The sequence below is a fragment of the Thalassobacillus hwangdonensis genome, assembly GCF_042675915.1.
GTDB classification, from domain to species: Bacteria; Bacillota; Bacilli; order Bacillales; family Halobacillaceae; genus Thalassobacillus_A; species Thalassobacillus_A hwangdonensis.
In genome coordinates, this window is sequence record NZ_JBHTKL010000005.1 from 855,105 (window position 1) to 872,222 (window position 17,118).

16 protein-coding genes are annotated in these 17,118 nt (G+C 44.4%); 13 read left to right on the forward strand and 3 right to left on the reverse strand.

Annotation, left to right across the window (positions count from 1 at the left end; genetic code table 11):
- Positions 1–81 precede the first annotated feature (81 nt).
- The 6 genes from ACFQ2J_RS13690 (at position 82) to ACFQ2J_RS13715 (ending at position 5,915) form a co-directional block, all read left to right on the forward strand.
- Positions 82–1,356, forward strand: coding sequence for an ABC transporter substrate-binding protein (locus ACFQ2J_RS13690; RefSeq protein WP_386061472.1), 1,275 nt, complete (start codon positions 82–84; stop codon positions 1,354–1,356).
- Between the two features lie 91 nt (positions 1,357–1,447).
- Entirely contained in the window at positions 1,448–2,338 is an 891-nt protein-coding gene (locus ACFQ2J_RS13695; RefSeq protein WP_386061474.1) for a carbohydrate ABC transporter permease, read from the forward strand.
- A 15-nt stretch (positions 2,339–2,353) separates the two neighbouring features.
- A complete protein-coding gene (locus ACFQ2J_RS13700) occupies positions 2,354–3,163 on the forward strand; it encodes a carbohydrate ABC transporter permease (RefSeq protein WP_386061476.1) in 810 nt (269 codons plus the stop codon).
- 10 nt (positions 3,164–3,173) lie between these two features.
- A complete protein-coding gene (locus tag ACFQ2J_RS13705) occupies positions 3,174–3,914 on the forward strand; it encodes an MBL fold metallo-hydrolase (RefSeq protein ID WP_386061479.1) in 741 nt (246 codons plus the stop codon).
- 114 nt (positions 3,915–4,028) lie between these two features.
- On the forward strand, positions 4,029–4,814 hold the full coding sequence (locus ACFQ2J_RS13710) for an HAD-IIA family hydrolase (protein WP_386061482.1): 786 nt from the start codon (positions 4,029–4,031) through the stop codon (positions 4,812–4,814).
- A gap of 390 nt (positions 4,815–5,204) precedes the next feature.
- Positions 5,205–5,915, forward strand: coding sequence for a hypothetical protein (locus tag ACFQ2J_RS13715; protein ID WP_386061485.1), 711 nt, complete (start codon positions 5,205–5,207; stop codon positions 5,913–5,915).
- Between the two features lie 488 nt (positions 5,916–6,403).
- On the opposite strand, the gene ACFQ2J_RS13720 is transcribed toward ACFQ2J_RS13715, so the two are convergent.
- Entirely contained in the window at positions 6,404–9,385 is a 2,982-nt protein-coding gene (locus ACFQ2J_RS13720) for a lamin tail domain-containing protein (protein WP_386061488.1), read from the reverse strand.
- 418 nt (positions 9,386–9,803) lie between these two features.
- Between ACFQ2J_RS13720 and ACFQ2J_RS13725 the strand changes: the two genes are divergently transcribed.
- The gene (locus ACFQ2J_RS13725) at positions 9,804–10,340 is read left to right on the forward strand and encodes an MgtC/SapB family protein (RefSeq protein WP_386061491.1); all 537 of its coding nucleotides are present in this window, start codon (positions 9,804–9,806) and stop codon (positions 10,338–10,340) included.
- A gap of 40 nt (positions 10,341–10,380) precedes the next feature.
- On the opposite strand, the gene ACFQ2J_RS13730 is transcribed toward ACFQ2J_RS13725, so the two are convergent.
- On the reverse strand, positions 10,381–10,950 hold the full coding sequence (locus tag ACFQ2J_RS13730) for a glycerol-3-phosphate responsive antiterminator (RefSeq protein ID WP_386061494.1): 570 nt from the start codon (positions 10,948–10,950) through the stop codon (positions 10,381–10,383).
- Positions 10,951–11,150: 200 nt separating this feature from the next.
- On the opposite strand from ACFQ2J_RS13730, the gene ACFQ2J_RS13735 reads away from it, so the two are divergent.
- The gene (locus ACFQ2J_RS13735) at positions 11,151–11,423 is read left to right on the forward strand and encodes a hypothetical protein (protein WP_386061497.1); all 273 of its coding nucleotides are present in this window, start codon (positions 11,151–11,153) and stop codon (positions 11,421–11,423) included.
- Positions 11,424–11,466: 43 nt separating this feature from the next.
- Here ACFQ2J_RS13735 and ACFQ2J_RS13740 read toward each other — a convergent pair whose 3' ends face one another.
- The gene (locus tag ACFQ2J_RS13740; RefSeq protein ID WP_386061500.1) at positions 11,467–12,165 is read right to left on the reverse strand and encodes a hypothetical protein; all 699 of its coding nucleotides are present in this window, start codon (positions 12,163–12,165) and stop codon (positions 11,467–11,469) included.
- Positions 12,166–12,543: 378 nt separating this feature from the next.
- Between ACFQ2J_RS13740 and ACFQ2J_RS13745 the strand changes: the two genes are divergently transcribed.
- The 5 genes from ACFQ2J_RS13745 (at position 12,544) to ACFQ2J_RS13765 (ending at position 17,109) form a co-directional block, all read left to right on the forward strand.
- Positions 12,544–13,530 carry a hypothetical protein gene (locus ACFQ2J_RS13745; protein ID WP_386061503.1) on the forward strand — a complete coding sequence of 329 codons (987 nt, stop codon included), beginning with the start codon at positions 12,544–12,546 and terminating at the stop codon, positions 13,528–13,530.
- Positions 13,505–14,680, forward strand: a complete 1,176-nt coding sequence (locus ACFQ2J_RS13750; protein ID WP_386061505.1) for a glycosyltransferase family 4 protein — start codon at positions 13,505–13,507, stop codon at positions 14,678–14,680. Before ACFQ2J_RS13745 ends, ACFQ2J_RS13750 begins: the two co-directional genes overlap by 26 nt.
- Positions 14,681–14,878: 198 nt before the next feature.
- Positions 14,879–15,655: a YveK family protein gene (locus ACFQ2J_RS13755; RefSeq protein ID WP_386061508.1), complete on the forward strand. Its 777-nt coding sequence runs from the start codon at positions 14,879–14,881 to the stop codon at positions 15,653–15,655.
- A complete protein-coding gene (locus tag ACFQ2J_RS13760) occupies positions 15,627–16,322 on the forward strand; it encodes a CpsD/CapB family tyrosine-protein kinase (RefSeq protein ID WP_386061511.1) in 696 nt (231 codons plus the stop codon). Before ACFQ2J_RS13755 ends, ACFQ2J_RS13760 begins: the two co-directional genes overlap by 29 nt.
- A 16-nt stretch (positions 16,323–16,338) precedes the next feature.
- Complete coding sequence (locus ACFQ2J_RS13765; RefSeq protein WP_386061514.1) at positions 16,339–17,109, forward strand: tyrosine-protein phosphatase; 771 nt, start codon at positions 16,339–16,341, stop codon at positions 17,107–17,109.
- The last annotated feature ends 9 nt before the right edge of the window (positions 17,110–17,118 follow it).

Consider the following 17,118-nt stretch of genomic DNA (forward strand, 5'->3'; position numbering starts at 1 on the left):
ATGCATGACACTTATTTGTGGTGCAGTTTATTGTTCATGGGGTTTTTTATGAATAAATATCTAAAAAGGGGAGGAACACGCATGAAATTCAAGTTTTTATCATTCATTTTTGTTTTACTGATTGTCCTTGCCGGTTGCAGCAGTGACGGTGGGGCGGAAGAGACGACGGAGATCGACTTCTGGTTCCCGGTTGCGGTTGGTGGAGATGTAGCGAACATCGTTGATGGCATTGTTGAAGATTTCGAAGAAGAGAATCCTGACATCAAGGTGAATGCGAAATACGGTGGTAGTTATGCAGAAACGATGACACAGGTGATGGCTTCTGCACAGGGAGGAAACTCTCCTGAGCTCGCAGTGTTATTCTCAATCGATTTGTTCACATTGCTTGAGAATGACCTGATCGAAGAAGTGACACCATTATTCGATGATGAATACTTAGATGATTTCTATGATGGGTTCATGGCGAACTCATCCATCGGCGATAAGGTTTACAGTCTACCGTTCCAGCGTAGTACGATCGTCCTTTACTACAACAAGGATGCATACAAAGAGGCTGGACTTGATCCGGAAGCACCACCTGAAGACTGGGATCAGCTTGTGGAATATGGTAAGAAGCTGACAAAGAATGGCGGTCAGGACCAGTGGGGTCTTGAAATCCCGAGTACTGGTTACCAGTACTGGATGTTCCAGGCTTTAGCACTTCAGGCTGGCGACAACATCATGTCTGAAGATGGAAAAGAAGTGTATTTCGATGCACCACACGCTAAGAAAGCGATGGATTTCTGGTTGTCTCTAGGTCAGGAACACAAAATCATGCCGGAAGGTGTCATCGAATGGGCGACGGTTCCATCTGACTTCTTAAGTGGTAAAACGGCGATGATGTACCATACGACAGGTAACCTGACGAATGTGAAGAATAATGCGGACTTCGATTTCGGTGTGTCCTTCCTGCCGGCGAATGAGCAGTATGGTTCCCCGACTGGTGGAGGAAACATCTACTTGTTCAAAGACCTTCCGGAGGCAAACAAGGAAGCTGCGATCAAGTTCATGAAGTTCCTTACTGAGCCTGAGCGTGTAGCTCAGTGGTCGATTGACACTGGTTATGTTGCAACAAGAGAATCTGCCTATGAAACTGATTTGTTGAAAGAGTATGTGGAGGAATTCCCTCCTGCACTTACTGCCCGTGAGCAGTTGGAGTATGCGGATAGTGAACTGGCAACCTATCAAAGTGGCGAAGTCCAGAAAATCTTCAACGATCAGATCCAGGCAGTTTTGACTGGTCAGAAATCGGTGGATGAAGGTTTGGAAGAGGCACAGGAAAAAGCGACAGAAGTGCTGGAGCCGTTTCAGGAGTAAGGCTGCAGTAGAGGATTGAAGGAAGTGGAGCTCAAGTTGACGTTGTACTGACTTGAGCTCTCTTTTTTCACATGAAAGGTGGCATGTTCTAATGACAACGAAGCGAAGAAAGCTAAGTAACAGTACAAGGCACAATCTGTTCGCCTACGGATTACTGTTTCCTTCATTCATTTTCTTGGCATTATTTACTTTTTATCCGACGCTGAAGTCGATCCAGTTAAGCTTTTATAGTGGCCCGATGACGCGGCTGCAGTTTTCCGGATTGGATCAGTATAAAGAAGTTTTTACAGATGAAATATTCAGGAAGGTCATTCTGAATAATATCATTTTCATGATTGGTACGGTGCCGACGAGTTTATTCCTGGCAATGTATCTTGCCATTTGGCTGAATAAGAAAATGGCTGGAAGCGCGTTGCTTCGGACCTCGTTTTTCTACCCAACGATCATTCCTTTGATTGCGGTTGCGAACATTTGGTTGTTCATCTATACCCCTCAGTACGGACTGCTGGATAACTTTCTACATACGTTCGGTGGGGGCGACAATAACTGGCTTGGGAATCCCAATACAGTAATGATAGCGATGATAATTATGATCATATGGAAAGATGCCGGTTTCTTTATGATTTTTTATTTAGCAGGTTTGCAAAATTTGCCGAGAGATGTCTATGAAGCGGCTGAAATTGAGGGTGCGAAACCGTTCCAGATGTTCCGCCATATCACGTTCCCGCTACTGATGCCGACGACACTTTTCGTCATGATCGTGGCGATCACGAACTCGTTCAAGAACGTCGACCATTTGTACATCATGACCAAGGGTGGCCCGGACAATGCCAGCAATCTATTACTCTTCCATATCTATGAAGTGGCATTTACGAACTGGGATCTTGGTAAAGCGGCAGTACTGACAGTGATTTTGATTGTGATCATGCTTGGAATCACGGCATTCAACTACCTGTATCTTGATCGGAAAATCCATTATTAAGGAGGGGAAGAACCAATGAAAAAACTGAACTATGGCATCATTACCGTGCTCGGGATCATTTCGTTCATCCCGCTTCTCTGGGTCGTGATCACTTCTTTCTCCCCAGGAAATCAGGTGATCAGTGGCGGTTTTCCGTTCTGGGTATCGAATCCGACCGTTGAAAACTACGTCAAAGCATGGGAAACGGCACCATTTTTACAATATTACTTCAATACATTCGTCATCGTATTCGGTGTACTGATCGTCCAACTCTTCACGATTACACTTGCTGCGTATGCATTTGCGCGTTTGAACTTTAAAGGGAAAAACGTGTTATTCATTCTGTTTTTGCTACAGTTGATGATCCAGCCGGAAATCCTGTTGTTCCCGAACTATCAAGTGATGAGCCAGCTTGGACTCGTCAACACTAAGCTTGCTGTCATGATGCCGTACTGGGCATCGGCGTTCGGTGTATTTCTGATGCGCCAGACGTTCAAGCAGGTACCGTATGATCTTGACGAAGCATCGAAAATCGATGGTTGTAAGTGGTACCAGACATTGTGGCACGTTTACATTCCATCAGCGAAGCCGACGTATATTGCGTTTGCACTCGTGTCGGTCAGTCACCATTGGAGCAACTTCATGTGGCCGTTGATCATCACAGATTCCGTCGAGTCCCGTCCATTGACGGTCGGACTCGCGCTATTCGCACAGTCGTATGAGACAGGAGCCCAATGGGGTATGGTCACAGCGGGTACGGTAATGGTCATTATGCCGTTACTGATCGCGTTTTTCATTTTCCAAAAACAATTCGTATCGAGCTTCATGCATTCTGGAATCAAGTAGGTGGGATTAGATGGACATTCAATTTTTAGGAACGGGGAGTGCATATCCCGGTTCTGAGCGCGACAATACATCAATCTGTTTTTCAAATGATGGCTATCATGTACTGGTCGATGTCAGCGGCAATCCGTGCAGGAAGCTGAAGCAGTTCCAGGTGGATCTGGGGGAACTTGATGCAGTAGTGTTCACCCATTTTCATATCGATCATATTTATGGACTGCCTTCGTTGCTGTGGGGGATGTGGCTGGAAAGTCGGAAGAAACCGTTGCAGATTTATTGTGATTACCGTAATGAGAAAAAGCTTCAGGAATGGTTGACTACAATGGAAGCTGAAAAGTGGCCGATTGCTTTTGCCATCGAGGTGGAGACGTTTGATGGTGACAAAAAGGAGGAGCTGCTTACGGTCGGAGGAATGACATTCTCATGCTTCAAGGCACTTCATTCCGTGCCGACGGTGGGGCTCGATATCCGCTTTGGCGATCAAGTGGTCGTCTATTCGAGCGATACTGAGTTCAATACACATATCAAGGAGTATGAACATATCGATATGTTAATCCATGAAGCGACCTCTGCTAGAAAGTTAGCGGGCAATCATACGAGCCTTGGTGAAATCGTTGAGAAGTATGATATGGATAAGATGGAGGAGGTCGTGCTCGTCCACTTATCTGATAACGAACCTTATGAAGAAGAGGTCGCAAAGCTTGGAACCTCGAAAGTCATCATTGGCGAAGATTTGATGAAACGTACCGTATAACAGCATAGACACAAGGATAGAGATGAGGAGATTCCTTGGGTATGACGACATCCAATTTGATGAATTGGAGGAGTCGTCATGCTCAAGGAATTTTTTATTGGATGGAGGGGACCAATGAGAAACCTGAAAGGATACATTTTTGATTTAGATGGCACCGTCTACTTAGGGAACAAATTGATTGACGGCGCAGACACCGTCATCAACTCTCTTCTCGATGAAGGGAAGAAGGTGCTGTTTTTGACGAATAAGACAATCGAGTCTCGCCAGCGTTATGTTGAAAAACTGCGCGGTTTCAATATTGAAGCGAGGCTGGAGAACATTCTGAACCCGACGCTTACTCTGACTGATTATTTGAGAGTGCACCATCCAGATGCCGGGCTGTATATAATAGGAGAACAGCCGATCAAGGATGAACTGGCACTTGCCGGTTTCCAGGGAGCCATGACACCTGCAGAAACAGATATTGTGGTGTTGTCATGGGATCGTGATTTTCATTATGATCACTTGAATTTCGCCTACCAGGCGGTAAAGCTAGGTGCGAAAATGATTGCGACTAATCCCGATCGTACCTGTCCCGTCGAGGTCGGCGATGTGCCGGATTGTGCCGGAATGATCGGAGCGGTGGAAGCGGTGGCGGGAAAGAAAATTGATGTGCAAATTGGAAAGCCTTCTGTGTTGACGATCGAAGCGGCATTGAAAATCTTGCAGCTGAAGCCGGAAGAATGCGTAATGATCGGCGACCGCCTTGAAACGGATATCCGGATGGGGGTGGAAGGCGGGATGAAAACTGCTCTTGTTCTGAGTGGTATTACTAGTGAGGATGATTTGAAGGACTTGGTATGGAAGCCGGATTACGTACTGCCTTCGGTGAGGGCGCTATTATCGGATAAAGTAACATAAATGATAGGATAAATGTGAAATCAAAAAGAAACGCTTGATGGCTTTATCAAGTGTTTCTTTTTAAAGGGATTTTATAAGTATCTCTTCATACATATTTACCAATTCATTCGATTTTAATGTTGTATTTTGCTATCTTAAATTAGGTTATTATTGAAATATTATGTAATTATGTATATATTTTAAATAAGACTATTAAGCTATTTTGATTAGGGTATGCTCTTAATCGGTCATATGCTTTTTTAAGCAAAGCCCGCTCGGTGATTGATGTTTTTAACACATGAGCCGCGGGTTTTTAATTTTGTTTAGTTTTTATGGCAATTTATATTACTAGTGAAAAAGTATTATATTACTGTAATAGGGATTTACTACTAAATCATAGGAGGAATTGAAATGAAGAAGTGGTATGCGGTTATATTTATAGTTTTATTGTTTGTTGTTGCTGGTTGTGGAAAAGCAGAAACTAAAAAACCTAAAGATGTTAATGCGGAAGAAGTAGAGGTTGAAGAAAAAAATAATAAAAAAGAGGTTTCCAATGAGGAAAAGGTAGAACCGAAAGAAGAGCCAAAAGAAGAACCGAAAGAAGAGCCAAAAGAAGAACCGAAAGAAGAACCGAAAGAAGAGCCAAAAGAAGAACCGAAAGAAGAACCAAAAGAAGAGCCGAAAGAAGAACCAAAAGAAGAGCCAAAAGAAGAACCGAAAGAAGAACCAAAAGAAGAACCAAAAGAAGAACCGAAAGAAGAGCTAAAAGAAGAGCCTAAAGAAGAACCGAAGAAAGAGTCTGGTTTAGGTGTTACAGGTAACGTTATCCAAAATGCGCTTCCGAGCGGATATACCGTTGCAATTGGTTCTGGATCTTATCTGATTAATCGTAGTGGTTCTATGGTAGCAAGTGTAACGCATAGTAGCCTATATCTTAGTTCGTATGCTAATGATGATGATGTTAATGCTGGTGTTCGTGCTGCAGGTGCTTTGGGGGGAAATACCGCCAATATTACAGCAGCTATTAACCAAGCCATTGAAACTGGTTTAGGTGATGCTGGGTCGGTGCAGGCATTCGAGAAAGATTCAAAAATTGGGGTATCATGGACACTACCAAACTAAAGATTATTCTTCGCGGAGGGTTTCAGCCGTTTTCCAAATTTATATAGAGGTATTGGATGTCCAAACAAATGATATGGTAATAAAATATACATATATGTGTGTAGAAGGACTACAGAGTTATATTTGTAGTCTTTTTGTATTCAATACTTACTAGTGTCTATGGATATTTTTGGAATTTATTGGAAGGAGGGGGTTTGAACAAGAATTTAGTTTATTTTAAATCTTTTATCGCAATTATTTTGTTTACGCTTTTTATAATTTTGGGTACTTGGATTGTACAGCCAAACATTGGTGAGCAGCTATTAGGAGAGAGCACTTAACTAAATATTGGACAAGCTCATGGGTGAATTCTAAAGCAATTAAATGAACATTCTACCATTGAAGGTGAATGTTATAATTCAGTTAGTGGTGAATATATAGATTACAAAAGTAGAGTGCTGAACACTACACATGTCAGCACTCGCTTAAGTTCATTTTATAAATCGCGATTACTCGATTCCTTTATCATCTTTCATAAGTTTCTTCATATCAATACGCAACATGCGGTCCATCGGATAGGTGGTCGTATATCGATATTTATCCGCACCGGATTCGAACACAACGTAAAGTTCTTTCTGAACTTCTACAATCCCTTCTGGCATTGGGATTGCTTCAATACTTTGACGTGGTTTTGCTGTGTGTCCATCAAGGAACCACAGTGGCAATTCTTTTCCTTCAACCGTTACATGTGCGTGTGGGTCTTCTTTCAACGGGTATTCATAGCGATAAAGTACGCTGTCATTTGCTCTACCATATGAGGTACTTAACGTAATGCCGTTTTGAGATGCTTTTTGAACGATTGCCCCTTGGACTTTTCCAGTTGTAGATAGAACGTAGTCAGGAACTGCATTTTGGTCAGGTTCCCCATTCCAATGTTCTTCAGAAAGCATATCGTTGTTCCTTTCCAGATCGAATCCAATCATCCATGCGTAGTGCATCTCTCCATCTCGGTTCTCGATTTGGTGCGATGGGTCGGTCGGGTAGGAACTCTCTTGGTAGAACTCACCGACCCAGAGAATGCCTTCATCATAGACAGTGTAAGCAGCTTCGACAGGTAATGGAATTTGTCTGGTGAACTGGATTTCAGCGTTGTTCTCCGCTTCCACTAAATCGTTTAAATCAAAACTGAACAAGTAATTCTCAGAAGCGATCCAGCCATGATCACTACTGACAGTAATTCCGCCGGCATGGCCGGTGTATGGAGTGCCGTCCGTGTTATAAAGGACAACGGATTTCACCAGTTCTCCGGAGGTTCGATCTGTGATGGTTATCGTACCTGGACGAACCTCATCATCAATATAGCTCACCGTAAGCAGCCAATCTTTCTTCTTATAGTAGGTCAAGCCTTGTGGAACGAGGCCATTTGCCAGTCCGGCGATAACCGGTCCATCTGAACTGATATCCCAAAGTCCTTGATAAGCGGGATCCTTTTCATGTTCCCAACGTTCCAGTTGAGTGACTATCTGATGATCCGGAGTTACCGTTACAGGTACTGATTTTTCCGATACATTTCCTGAAATGTCTTCAGCAGCTACTTGTAATGAGTACGTCTGATTTCCGATCAGCGTATAAAGTGTAAATGCTGTCTCTGATGGATCCACGGAGTATTCGAGTTTTCCATCTTTGTAAATATGATAACGATAGAGATCGTTATCAGGAGAGGCTTCCCAAGTTAACGTTGCTTCTCCATTTCCTGGCGTTGCTTCCAGGTTGGTCGGAACAGCGGGTGCATCTTCATCTTCTGCTGGACGGGCTGGTACTTGGTCCTCTATGAGCCAACCTGGCGTCGGTTTCTGCTGTGCTGCTAGTTTTTCCATTGTCCGTGTGTTGTCTTTTGGATAGGTGAAAGTGACTGTTTGTTTCAATGTGACGTCTTCCCCTTTGTAGTCTGCTCGGACGACTTCGAGTCCATCCGGGTCATAAACTGTGAGAGTATTGCCACCATTCACAAGTCCAGCGATGTCACCGAGGATAATCGTATCGTCTTCTGTCAGGTACTTGCTTTTGTATGAATAGAAATAGTTGTAGTTGAACGCTTCGAGTGAAATCGGGCTTATGGCCCCGGTTCTCGTCCAGACAACCACCGTGTCCCACGGATCAAGAATAAAGGACTCTTCGATTTCTTCATCCCAATTGTACGAGGCGAATCGGTACCCTTTCAGATCAATCGGCTCAGCAGAGTTGTTATAAAGCTCGAAGTATTCGAATGCATCATATCCTGCGTAGTTATCGGTATTCGGAATCAGTTCCGTGATAAGCAGGTCAGGAATCGGTGCGTTTTCTGTGGGCCCGGTAACAAGTGGGTTAGATTTTTCCGATTCGTTCCCGACTTGATCGACTGCAGTAACTTCCAGCGTGTATTCCCGGTTCAATTCCAGTGGTGAGACAACCATGCTAGTTTTGTCAGCTGCTGCAGTACCGTATAATGTTCCATTAATATAGACCCGGTACTCAGAAAGGTCACTCTCCGTATTGGCAGTCCATTGCAGTTTTACAAAATCAAGGTCTGGCTTTGCTTTAAGTCCTGTTGGTGTGGCCGGTGCTTCGCTGTCAACGACTTCCTGTGGTACAGCATTGACTTCCTTTGTAGCTGGCGATTCGTTACCTTCTGCATCCACAGCTGTCAATCGGAAGGTGTAGGCTTTCCCGTTTTCCAGTTCTTCGATGGTGGTTGTAGTAGATTCTGTTGTCGTTGTTGTGTCGTCGGCATGATAGATAGTGTAAGAGGTTGCGTCTGTTGAAGCATCCCATTCAAGTGTAATTGCCTGGTTGGAAGGTGTGGCAGACAGGTTTGCTGGTGTTGCTGGTCCAGCCACTTGTTCAGTAAGCAGTTCGGACGGTGTTGGGATTTCTCCATTACGAAGCTTGGTCATTTCTGTAGTGGCGGCAGCTTGGTAGATGATGCTGCGGTTGGTGATGCCATCGGTTTCACCATCATTGATCAGTGCGGTGCTGAGAATGTTGTCCTCTGCATCAGCGATGCCTACCTGACGTAGTGAACTGTCATGTAACCCTTGTCCGGAAGTTGTAAGAGTGACTTCGAAGACCTCATCACGGGTAAGGTGCTTGTCATAATTTGTGTTGAAGTCCCAAAGTGGCACATCTGGATGATTGAATTTTTTCAACCAGAGTATCAGGGAGTCCTTCGGCTGGATGATTTTGTCTTGGATGGGCCATCGGTTGGCAGGGCTAGAGAAGTTACTCGTGAAGTATTGAAGTTGATAGTCTTGAAGATTGATTGCTTCTGAGGTGGTGTTGTAGATTTCTACGTACTCATAGGGCTGCCCGGATCCAGCGGATTTCGTGACAATCTCGGTGATAATCAGTGGTGGCGTGGTGGCTTCTGCATTAGCCGGATGTACGGTGGAAAGTACAAATCCTAATGCGAGAATGATTGCAGCTGCAAAACCTGTGGTTCTGTTTTTTAACAAATTAGGTTCCTCCTTATGAATTGATAATCTATGTAAAAACGAAAAGAGCCCCATGGCAACAGCATGCACGACTGGCGTACACGCAATTTGCACAGGGCTCTCCTCATCTCTACCCATTATTCATTATCTACGTTCATCATATAATGGTGGGGGAGGGGGAGCAAGGCTTATTTAGTGAAATGGATAGAAAAGGAAGATAGTCGTAGTTATATTTTCTGAATTATTCGAATATAATTATTGAAAAACCGCTTCCGTTCGTTTAAGATGAGAATAATATAAGAGTAAATTCGGCTAAGTAGGTAGAGTAGAAGAGATCACCTGCGAAGCGAATTCTATCGTTTCCTCACTGTCTGGTGGGGCTTTTAGGGTTCGCTTTGTAGCGTGATCTCTTTTTTATATTCGGAAAGGGGAAGGTCTGATGGATGTTTATTTGGACTATATAACGGGATTCTTCTGGCAGCACGAAATCTACTTTCGGATTCTCGTCAGTGCGGTGCTCGGATTCTTGATCGGCTGGGACCGGACATCAAAAAACAAGCCGGCGGGGTTGAAGACATATACGTATGTGGCGGTGGCATGTACGCTGATTACCATCGTCTCGATTGAGAGTGCGGAGATGCTCAGTCAGCCGGATAGCGGAAAAGTGATGGATCCGATGCGTCTAGCTGCACAAATCGTATCAGGATTAGGCTTCCTTGGAGCCGGCGTAATTTTGAAGGATGGATTACGGGTGAAAGGGCTGACGTCTGCTGCGATGATTTTTTATGCTGGTGGAATCGGAATTGGAATTGGAGCAGGGTTTTATTCTATTGTTATCTTTACGACAATGGTGACGTTCATCATTACGAAAATAGGAAACTTCTTTGAGGAACGGGAGATTACTAGTGTACGTTTTCGTTGGTTCAGGAGAAAAAGAAAAAATACGGATGAAAACGAGGAAGAGGTTGGAACTTGAAAAAGAGCACGACTGCTGCAGTCGTGCTCTTTTTACTTGGTTAAAGGTCCAGGTTCCAGAGCTTTGGATCACCGGAAGAAATGGCAAGCGCACCGGCGCTCAAACCATTCAGAATGTCTTCCTTATTACTGATCAAACCACCGGCGATAATTGGCAGAGCTGTCATTGAAGTCAGTTTATCAATGATGGAAGGCATCAAGCCGGGCAGGATTTCAATCGCATCCGGCTTGCAGTTATGGGCGATGTCAATCCCTTTTACGAGCGCATTGCGGTCGATGAGAAAAAGGCGCTGGATCGTCATCAGCCCTTCTTCTTTCGCATATTTGATGAGATTACTTTTTGTCGTGATGATGCCCGCAGGTTTCCAGATTTCCGCTATGTATTTAATTGCACTCTTTGTGTTCGACAGGCCGTCGATGAAATCAATATGTATGAACGTTGTTTTACCTGCTTCTTTAAGCTTTTTCAAGTAGCCATCCATCGTAATCAGGTTTCCTGTCAGTATAAATACGATGTTGGCGTTGGATTTTACGGCCTTGTCGAGGTCCTTTTCTTCTTTGATCGATGCGATGACCTGGGATTGGACGATATCGATAATGTTAGGCTTCATCTGCTTAAGCTCCTTTAACCGTCTGAATATTCTATCTTCATTATAGCACAACACCACCGCATTGATGCAGTGAGGGACTGTCCCCCGGTGCGGTAGCGCGGTGAAGCGTGTGGGGGCAGTCCCTCACTGTGCTAAAGTGGATTGATTTTGGGTGATTAGGGGAATTATAGTGACTATTACTGAAATTGGAGGTAAGGGCTATGAAGCGAATAGATGCGGTTTTTAAAAATGAGAATGCTGCAGAAAGTGTGAAAGCGGAGCTGCAGCCGTTACGTGTAGAGAACATGATGGTAGAGGAGATTACCGAGGAATCTTACGGATTACGAGATTTCTTCCGGAAGATGGTTGTTCCAGAATCAGATGGTGGTCATCCACCACACCTGTTGCAATTCGATGTAAAAGATGAAGATTACGAAAAAGCTCGTTCGATCATCAAAGGGCACGATGGTTACATCTCGGATGAAGAAGAATAAAAGAAAGCGGACATCAGCCCGTTGAGGCAGGTGTCCGCTTTTTTTATGATTCCGTAATGAATTTATTGACCTGTAATGGCAATTTGATTGAGTTTTCGTTAGTTGCTGTGATTTCGAGTTCTGCTTTATCGAGTTTCATGTACTGGTCATGACTCATTTGGAAGGTAGTGGTTTCTGTTGTGTTGATGCCCAGGAATGCTATTCGTGTTTTAACACTTTCAAGCTTTACTTCATTCTTATACTCGGTAGTGAAGCTTTTAGAAGGCTGGTGAGTTGTACCATCTGAAAGCTTCAGCTGATAATCAACCATGGAGTCATCTTCTGCCCATCCAGTTAAAACGAGACGAAGCTGCCCCTGACTATAGTCGTGATCGACGACAGCGATACCTCCCCATTCTTCAAGCTTCTTCCCTCTGTAAATCTCTCCGAACGCATTTTTCACCAGAAAATCGTATTCTGCTTCTATGTATGTCGGTGCATCCGTAGAGAACTCGAGATCTGAGTCGGCAGCGGCAGTTCGGTTATTGTTGCCATCGGTGGAAATTGTAAAGCCAGTGACCGCGAAGCCGATGCTCAATAGGAATGCTAGAATGCCGATACGATTCAGCTTGTAGCCGCGCCTCGCTCGCCGGTCGGTATAGTTGGACGCCCGATAGAGGCGAACCAGTTTGATTCCTTTTCTGAATGCAATGATGGAGATGGCCAGCAGGATGGCTGACAGCACTTTTATAAATATCGACAAATGGTTGCCTCCTTTTTCTGATTAGTAGAGTTATTCTCATTCTATAGGAACTTTTGGGAGTTTCAACGAAAATTATTCAGAAACTTTCGATACGGCACTTGGACTCTATTTGGTTCAGGCGACTTTACTGGTTTACCGGCGAGTTCACCATCCTTTCCGGCTACTTTCAGAATTTACCGGCGCCCTCGCACATTTACCGGCGACTCCTACTATTTTTCCGGCGCCCCACCTCAGATTGATAGATTTCCCTTTTCATTCTTCTTCAAACCCGTTATACTAATACAAATAGTTCTTTATAAAGAACAACAATCATATATTTGTTCTTATAAAAGGAAGTGGGTGATAGGGGTGTATTATCTTGAATCGGTGAAGGGTCTGATGGCCATTCACACAAATATCAAAGACTTCCATTGGTGCTTTGGTACAACAGTGATGCCGCGTATCAGTAAGGAAGCATTCGACGAATCCATGATTAAGCTGAAGGTGATGGAGGGGGAAGTGGATCTGTCTGAGGATCTTGACAGCCTCCCTACCTATGGGCATTTCCGTTGGGAAGAGCATGGGAAGGCCTTGTATTATGATCGGAAGCTTTTGCCGGGATTAAGGCTGAAGGTCAAGATTATCGATGCACACACGAATCATCCGAAGGTGTACGTAAATCGTGCATATCGGAAATTGGTGACGCATCGGTTCATGAATTTGCATTCGATCGGCTATATGATGACGGACCTTGCCTGTTTTTTATTATTGAAAAATGGCTTCGCTCCACTCTACGCATCTGCCTTTTCGCATAATAACAAGGCTACTATAGTGTTTGGCCCTCCTAACACAGGCAAGACCCTGACGAGCATGCGTGCGTGTTCGGAATATGGAGCGGAGTTTATTTCAGAGGATATGGTGGTCACGGATGGAAAAAACTTATATGCGGTTCCGTGGACGAGTTCCTATAGGAAATACGATCAGCGGCGTACTCTCCTGCCCATGAGTGAATTGACAAGCGGGAAGCGACCGAATCATATGAATGATGTGGCTACATGTCAGCGATCTATCATAAACAAGATTGTCATTTTGCAAAAACACGGAACCCCTTCCTGCAAACCTTCTACCACATCTGAAATCACCAGTAAAATGTTGAATTTGAACCGGTACGGTTTTCAGTTCAGGCAGGCGCCGGTTTTAGCAGCACTGACCTATTTCCACTCTGAATTTACTATAAGAGAAGCGGAAGTTAGAGAGCACCGGTTGATTCAAAGACTTGCTCAACATGCGCATCACAGATTGGTTGTTTCTGATCTTCAGGCAACAAATTATATTTCGACCATTCAGGGGGCGTTTGCAGATGAGCAGCAGAACCACATTTCCTAAAGTGCTCCATATGACGACCGTTCCAATCTCATTATATTTCCTTGAAAACCAGTTGAAATTTTTACAAAAAAGCGGGTTTGAAGTTCATGTCTTGTCATCCCCTGGCGAAGCACTGACAGATGTTGTGGGAAAAGAGAACGTGATCGGACATGAAGTATGGATCGAACGGGAAATTTCGATAGTCCAGGACTTGAAGTCACTTTGGAGGGTTTTCCGTATTATTAGAAATGAACGATTCGATATCGTTCACGTCCATACGCCGAAAGCAGCTCTGATCGGAATGCTTGCTGCAAAAGCTGCAGGCGTGAAGGTACGAATCTATCATGTGCATGGTTTGCCGTACATGACGAAAGTGGGAGCCAAGCGGATGCTGCTTCAAACAATAGAGAAGCTGACATGCAGCCTGGCATCGAGGGTATATACCGTCAGTCATTCGTTAAGAGATTTCATTTGTGAGAACAAGTTAGTAAACACTGAGAAGGCAAGCACCATCCACAACGGATCAATCAATGGGCTCGATACGACTATCAAATTCAACCCTGCTTCGTACTCCCTTTCCAGACATGATTTGAAATTGAAGGAGTCAGACCGGGTGCTCGGTTTTGTTGGAAGGATTGTAAGGGATAAGGGAATTGTCGAGCTGCTGGAAGCTTGGCGGGTGCTGAAGAATAGGCAAGAGGATCTTAAGCTGGTTATTGCCGGGAAAATGGAAGAGCCGTCACTGACTGACTCGGCCTATAAGGAAATAGAGAATGATCCTGATATTCTGTACGTCGGTGAATGTGATAATGTTGCCCCATATTACAGCCTGATGGACGTGCTTGTTTTTCCAACATATCGTGAGGGGTTTGGACTTGTTGCAATCGAAGCGATGGCAATGGGTGTGCCGGTGATTGCCAGCAATGTCCTTGGTTGTGTTGATACGATCGAGGACGGAAAGAACGGTTTTCTCATTGAACCTCGATCTGTAACAGGTATTGTAGAAAAAGTAGCCTACTACCTCGATCATCCGGAGATAAGGACAGCACATGGAGCATCTGGTCAGCATCTGGTCCGCATGAAATATGATCAGCACACGATTTGGAATGCCTTGTTAGAGGACTATAAGTTCTTTATACAAAACGAAAAACGTGTCGTTTTAAGTTCTTAATAAAGAATTTAAGCTTGGACGAGTAAATACAAGTAAAATTAAAGAAATGTTCTTTATTTTTCATAATTTCCGTGAATTTCGAGTTTCGTGATGTAAAGAAATGTGTATATACTGAACATATAGTTCTTAATAGTGAACGACTTATTTTTTATCTTACAGTTCTTTTTAAAGAACGAAAAGAAGGGGTGAGCGGTCCACATGAATAAAACGATGTCATTCCGGGATGTGTTCCTCGTTTTGAAAAAGAGGGCACTTCTCATTTTATCGACGATCATTGCGGCTGTTGTGGCAGCTGCTGTGCTCAGTTACTTCATTTTACAGCCGAGTTATCAGGCTACCTCACAGTTCATAGTAAACACCGATTCGAATCAACGGATCACCGATTTCAACGTGAATGATATTCGCACGAACGTGGAGCTGATCAATACGTACAATGTCGTCATCAAGAGTCCGGCGATTCTAGACAAGGCGATTGAACAGATGGGGCTGGACATTTCTGCTGAAGAGCTGAGCAGCAAGTTGAATGTTTCCAATGCAGAGGATTCACAGGTCGTCGAAGTGACAGCGACCGATGGCGACCAGGCGTCGGCAGCGGAAATTGCCAACACGACCGTGCAGATTTTCAAACAGGAAATTCCGACATTGATGAGTGTGGATAACGTGAACATCCTTTCGACTGCGCAGGTGAAGGAAGATCCGGTGCCTGTCAGCCCCCAGCCATTCCTGAATATGGCGATGGCTGTTGTAATCGGGATCATGGTCGGTATCGCACTCGCATTTTTCAAAGAGTATTGGGATCTATCAATTAAAAATGAATTGGAACTGGAGCAGAAGGTGCAGGTTCCAATTATGGGTGTCATTTCCCACATTTCTGAAGAGGAAGTGCTTGATATGATCGACAAGCGCCCAAAACGGGCAGCAAAGAAGAGCAAGGGAGGACGATTGTATGGCAATAAAACGAAAAAAATTGGCTAATACGAAGGCACGGACATTGATCACGAAAAATAACCCTCGCTCGCCGATTTCCGAACAATACCGTACAATCCGTACCAATTTGAATTATGCATCAGTTGATAGGGATTTGAAATCTGTCATGGTCACTTCGGCTGGGCCTTCGGAAGGAAAGTCACTGACAGTCTCCAACCTGAGCATTACCTTTGCCCAGGAGGGAAAGAAGGTCCTTTTGATTGATGCCGATCTTCGGATGCCGACGCTTCATTACACATTCAGAATCGATAATCACATTGGATTGAGTAACATTTTATCTGGGGAATTTCAAATGGAGCCAGTCATACAGGAATCCGATGTAGAAGGATTGGATTTGCTTCCTTCAGGTCCCCTTCCACCGAACCCTTCAGAATTGCTTGGGTCAAGGACGATGAAGGAATTCATGAAAGTTGTGATGACCAATTATGACTTGGTCATGATTGATACGGCACCAGTGCTTGCCGTCACGGATGCACAAATTCTTTCCGGCTTGTGTGATGGCGTCTTACTCGTCGCAAGGAGCAGGCAAACGCAGGTCGAGTCGGTCAAAAAGGCGGTCGATATCATCAAGCATGGGAAAGGAAACCTGCTTGGTGCGGTACTGAACGATCAGAAAGATAAGCGTTCAGACCAATATTATTACTATGGGTCGTAAGGAGAGGTGAACGGAATTGATAGATTTGCATTGTCACATTTTACCTGGCGTAGATGATGGAGCTAATTCAATGAAAGACAGCCTGGAGATGGCGAAGAAAGCTGTGGATGAAGGGATCGACACGATCGTTGCTACCCCGCACCATGCGAATCGGATGTATGAAAATCCACGGATGCACATCTTGGAAAAAGTGGAAGAGTTGAACCATTACCTTGGGATAGAGGGATTGCCGCTGAAAGTGCTTCCTGGTCAGGAAATCAGATTGACGGGAGAGATGATGGAGCAGATGGATTTGGATGAACTGCTTCCTGTCAATGAAAGCAGTGGCTATGTGTTTGTCGAGCTGCCGCCCGAGCAGGTGCCGACTTACACAAAGCAGATGCTGTATGATCTGCAGCTTGCAGGTTATAAACCTGTCATCGTGCATCCTGAGCGTAATAAGCGGTTTTTGAAACAGCCGGATCTGCTCTATCATTTCGTGAATAATGGAGCTTTCACTCAAGTGACGGCAGGGAGCGTTCTCGGTAAATTCGGTAAGGATGTACAGAAGTTTTCGTTCCAGATGATGGAGGCGAGCTTGACGCACCTGATCGCTTCCGATGCGCACGATACGAAAAAACGAGGATTTTTCCTGAAGGATGCATACGAAAAGCTGCGGAAAATGTATGGGCCGAATATCGTCTATCAGTTGATGGAGAATGCGCAGTATGTCCTTGATGGAGAGATGGTTTATTCCGATCCACCAGAGCGGATCAAGTCGAAGAAGCTGCTAGGTATCTTCGGATGAGCTGGAGAT

Excerpts from the sequence above, each read along its gene's own strand:
- ACFQ2J_RS13690 (WP_386061472.1), top strand. The coding sequence starts at position 82 with ATGAAATTCAAGTTTTTATCATTCATTTTTGTTTTACTGATTGTCCTT.
- ACFQ2J_RS13695 (WP_386061474.1), top strand. The coding sequence starts at position 1,448 with ATGACAACGAAGCGAAGAAAGCTAAGTAACAGTACAAGGCACAATCTG.
- ACFQ2J_RS13700 (WP_386061476.1), top strand. The coding sequence starts at position 2,354 with ATGAAAAAACTGAACTATGGCATCATTACCGTGCTCGGGATCATTTCG.
- ACFQ2J_RS13705 (WP_386061479.1), top strand. The coding sequence starts at position 3,174 with ATGGACATTCAATTTTTAGGAACGGGGAGTGCATATCCCGGTTCTGAG.
- ACFQ2J_RS13710 (WP_386061482.1), top strand. The coding sequence starts at position 4,029 with ATGAGAAACCTGAAAGGATACATTTTTGATTTAGATGGCACCGTCTAC.
- ACFQ2J_RS13715 (WP_386061485.1), top strand. The coding sequence starts at position 5,205 with ATGAAGAAGTGGTATGCGGTTATATTTATAGTTTTATTGTTTGTTGTT.
- ACFQ2J_RS13725 (WP_386061491.1), top strand. The coding sequence starts at position 9,804 with ATGGATGTTTATTTGGACTATATAACGGGATTCTTCTGGCAGCACGAA.
- ACFQ2J_RS13730 (WP_386061494.1), bottom strand. The coding sequence starts at position 10,950 with ATGAAGCCTAACATTATCGATATCGTCCAATCCCAGGTCATCGCATCG.
- ACFQ2J_RS13735 (WP_386061497.1), top strand. The coding sequence starts at position 11,151 with ATGAAGCGAATAGATGCGGTTTTTAAAAATGAGAATGCTGCAGAAAGT.
- ACFQ2J_RS13745 (WP_386061503.1), top strand. The coding sequence starts at position 12,544 with ATGGCCATTCACACAAATATCAAAGACTTCCATTGGTGCTTTGGTACA.
- ACFQ2J_RS13750 (WP_386061505.1), top strand. The coding sequence starts at position 13,505 with ATGAGCAGCAGAACCACATTTCCTAAAGTGCTCCATATGACGACCGTT.
- ACFQ2J_RS13755 (WP_386061508.1), top strand. The coding sequence starts at position 14,879 with ATGAATAAAACGATGTCATTCCGGGATGTGTTCCTCGTTTTGAAAAAG.
- ACFQ2J_RS13760 (WP_386061511.1), top strand. The coding sequence starts at position 15,627 with ATGGCAATAAAACGAAAAAAATTGGCTAATACGAAGGCACGGACATTG.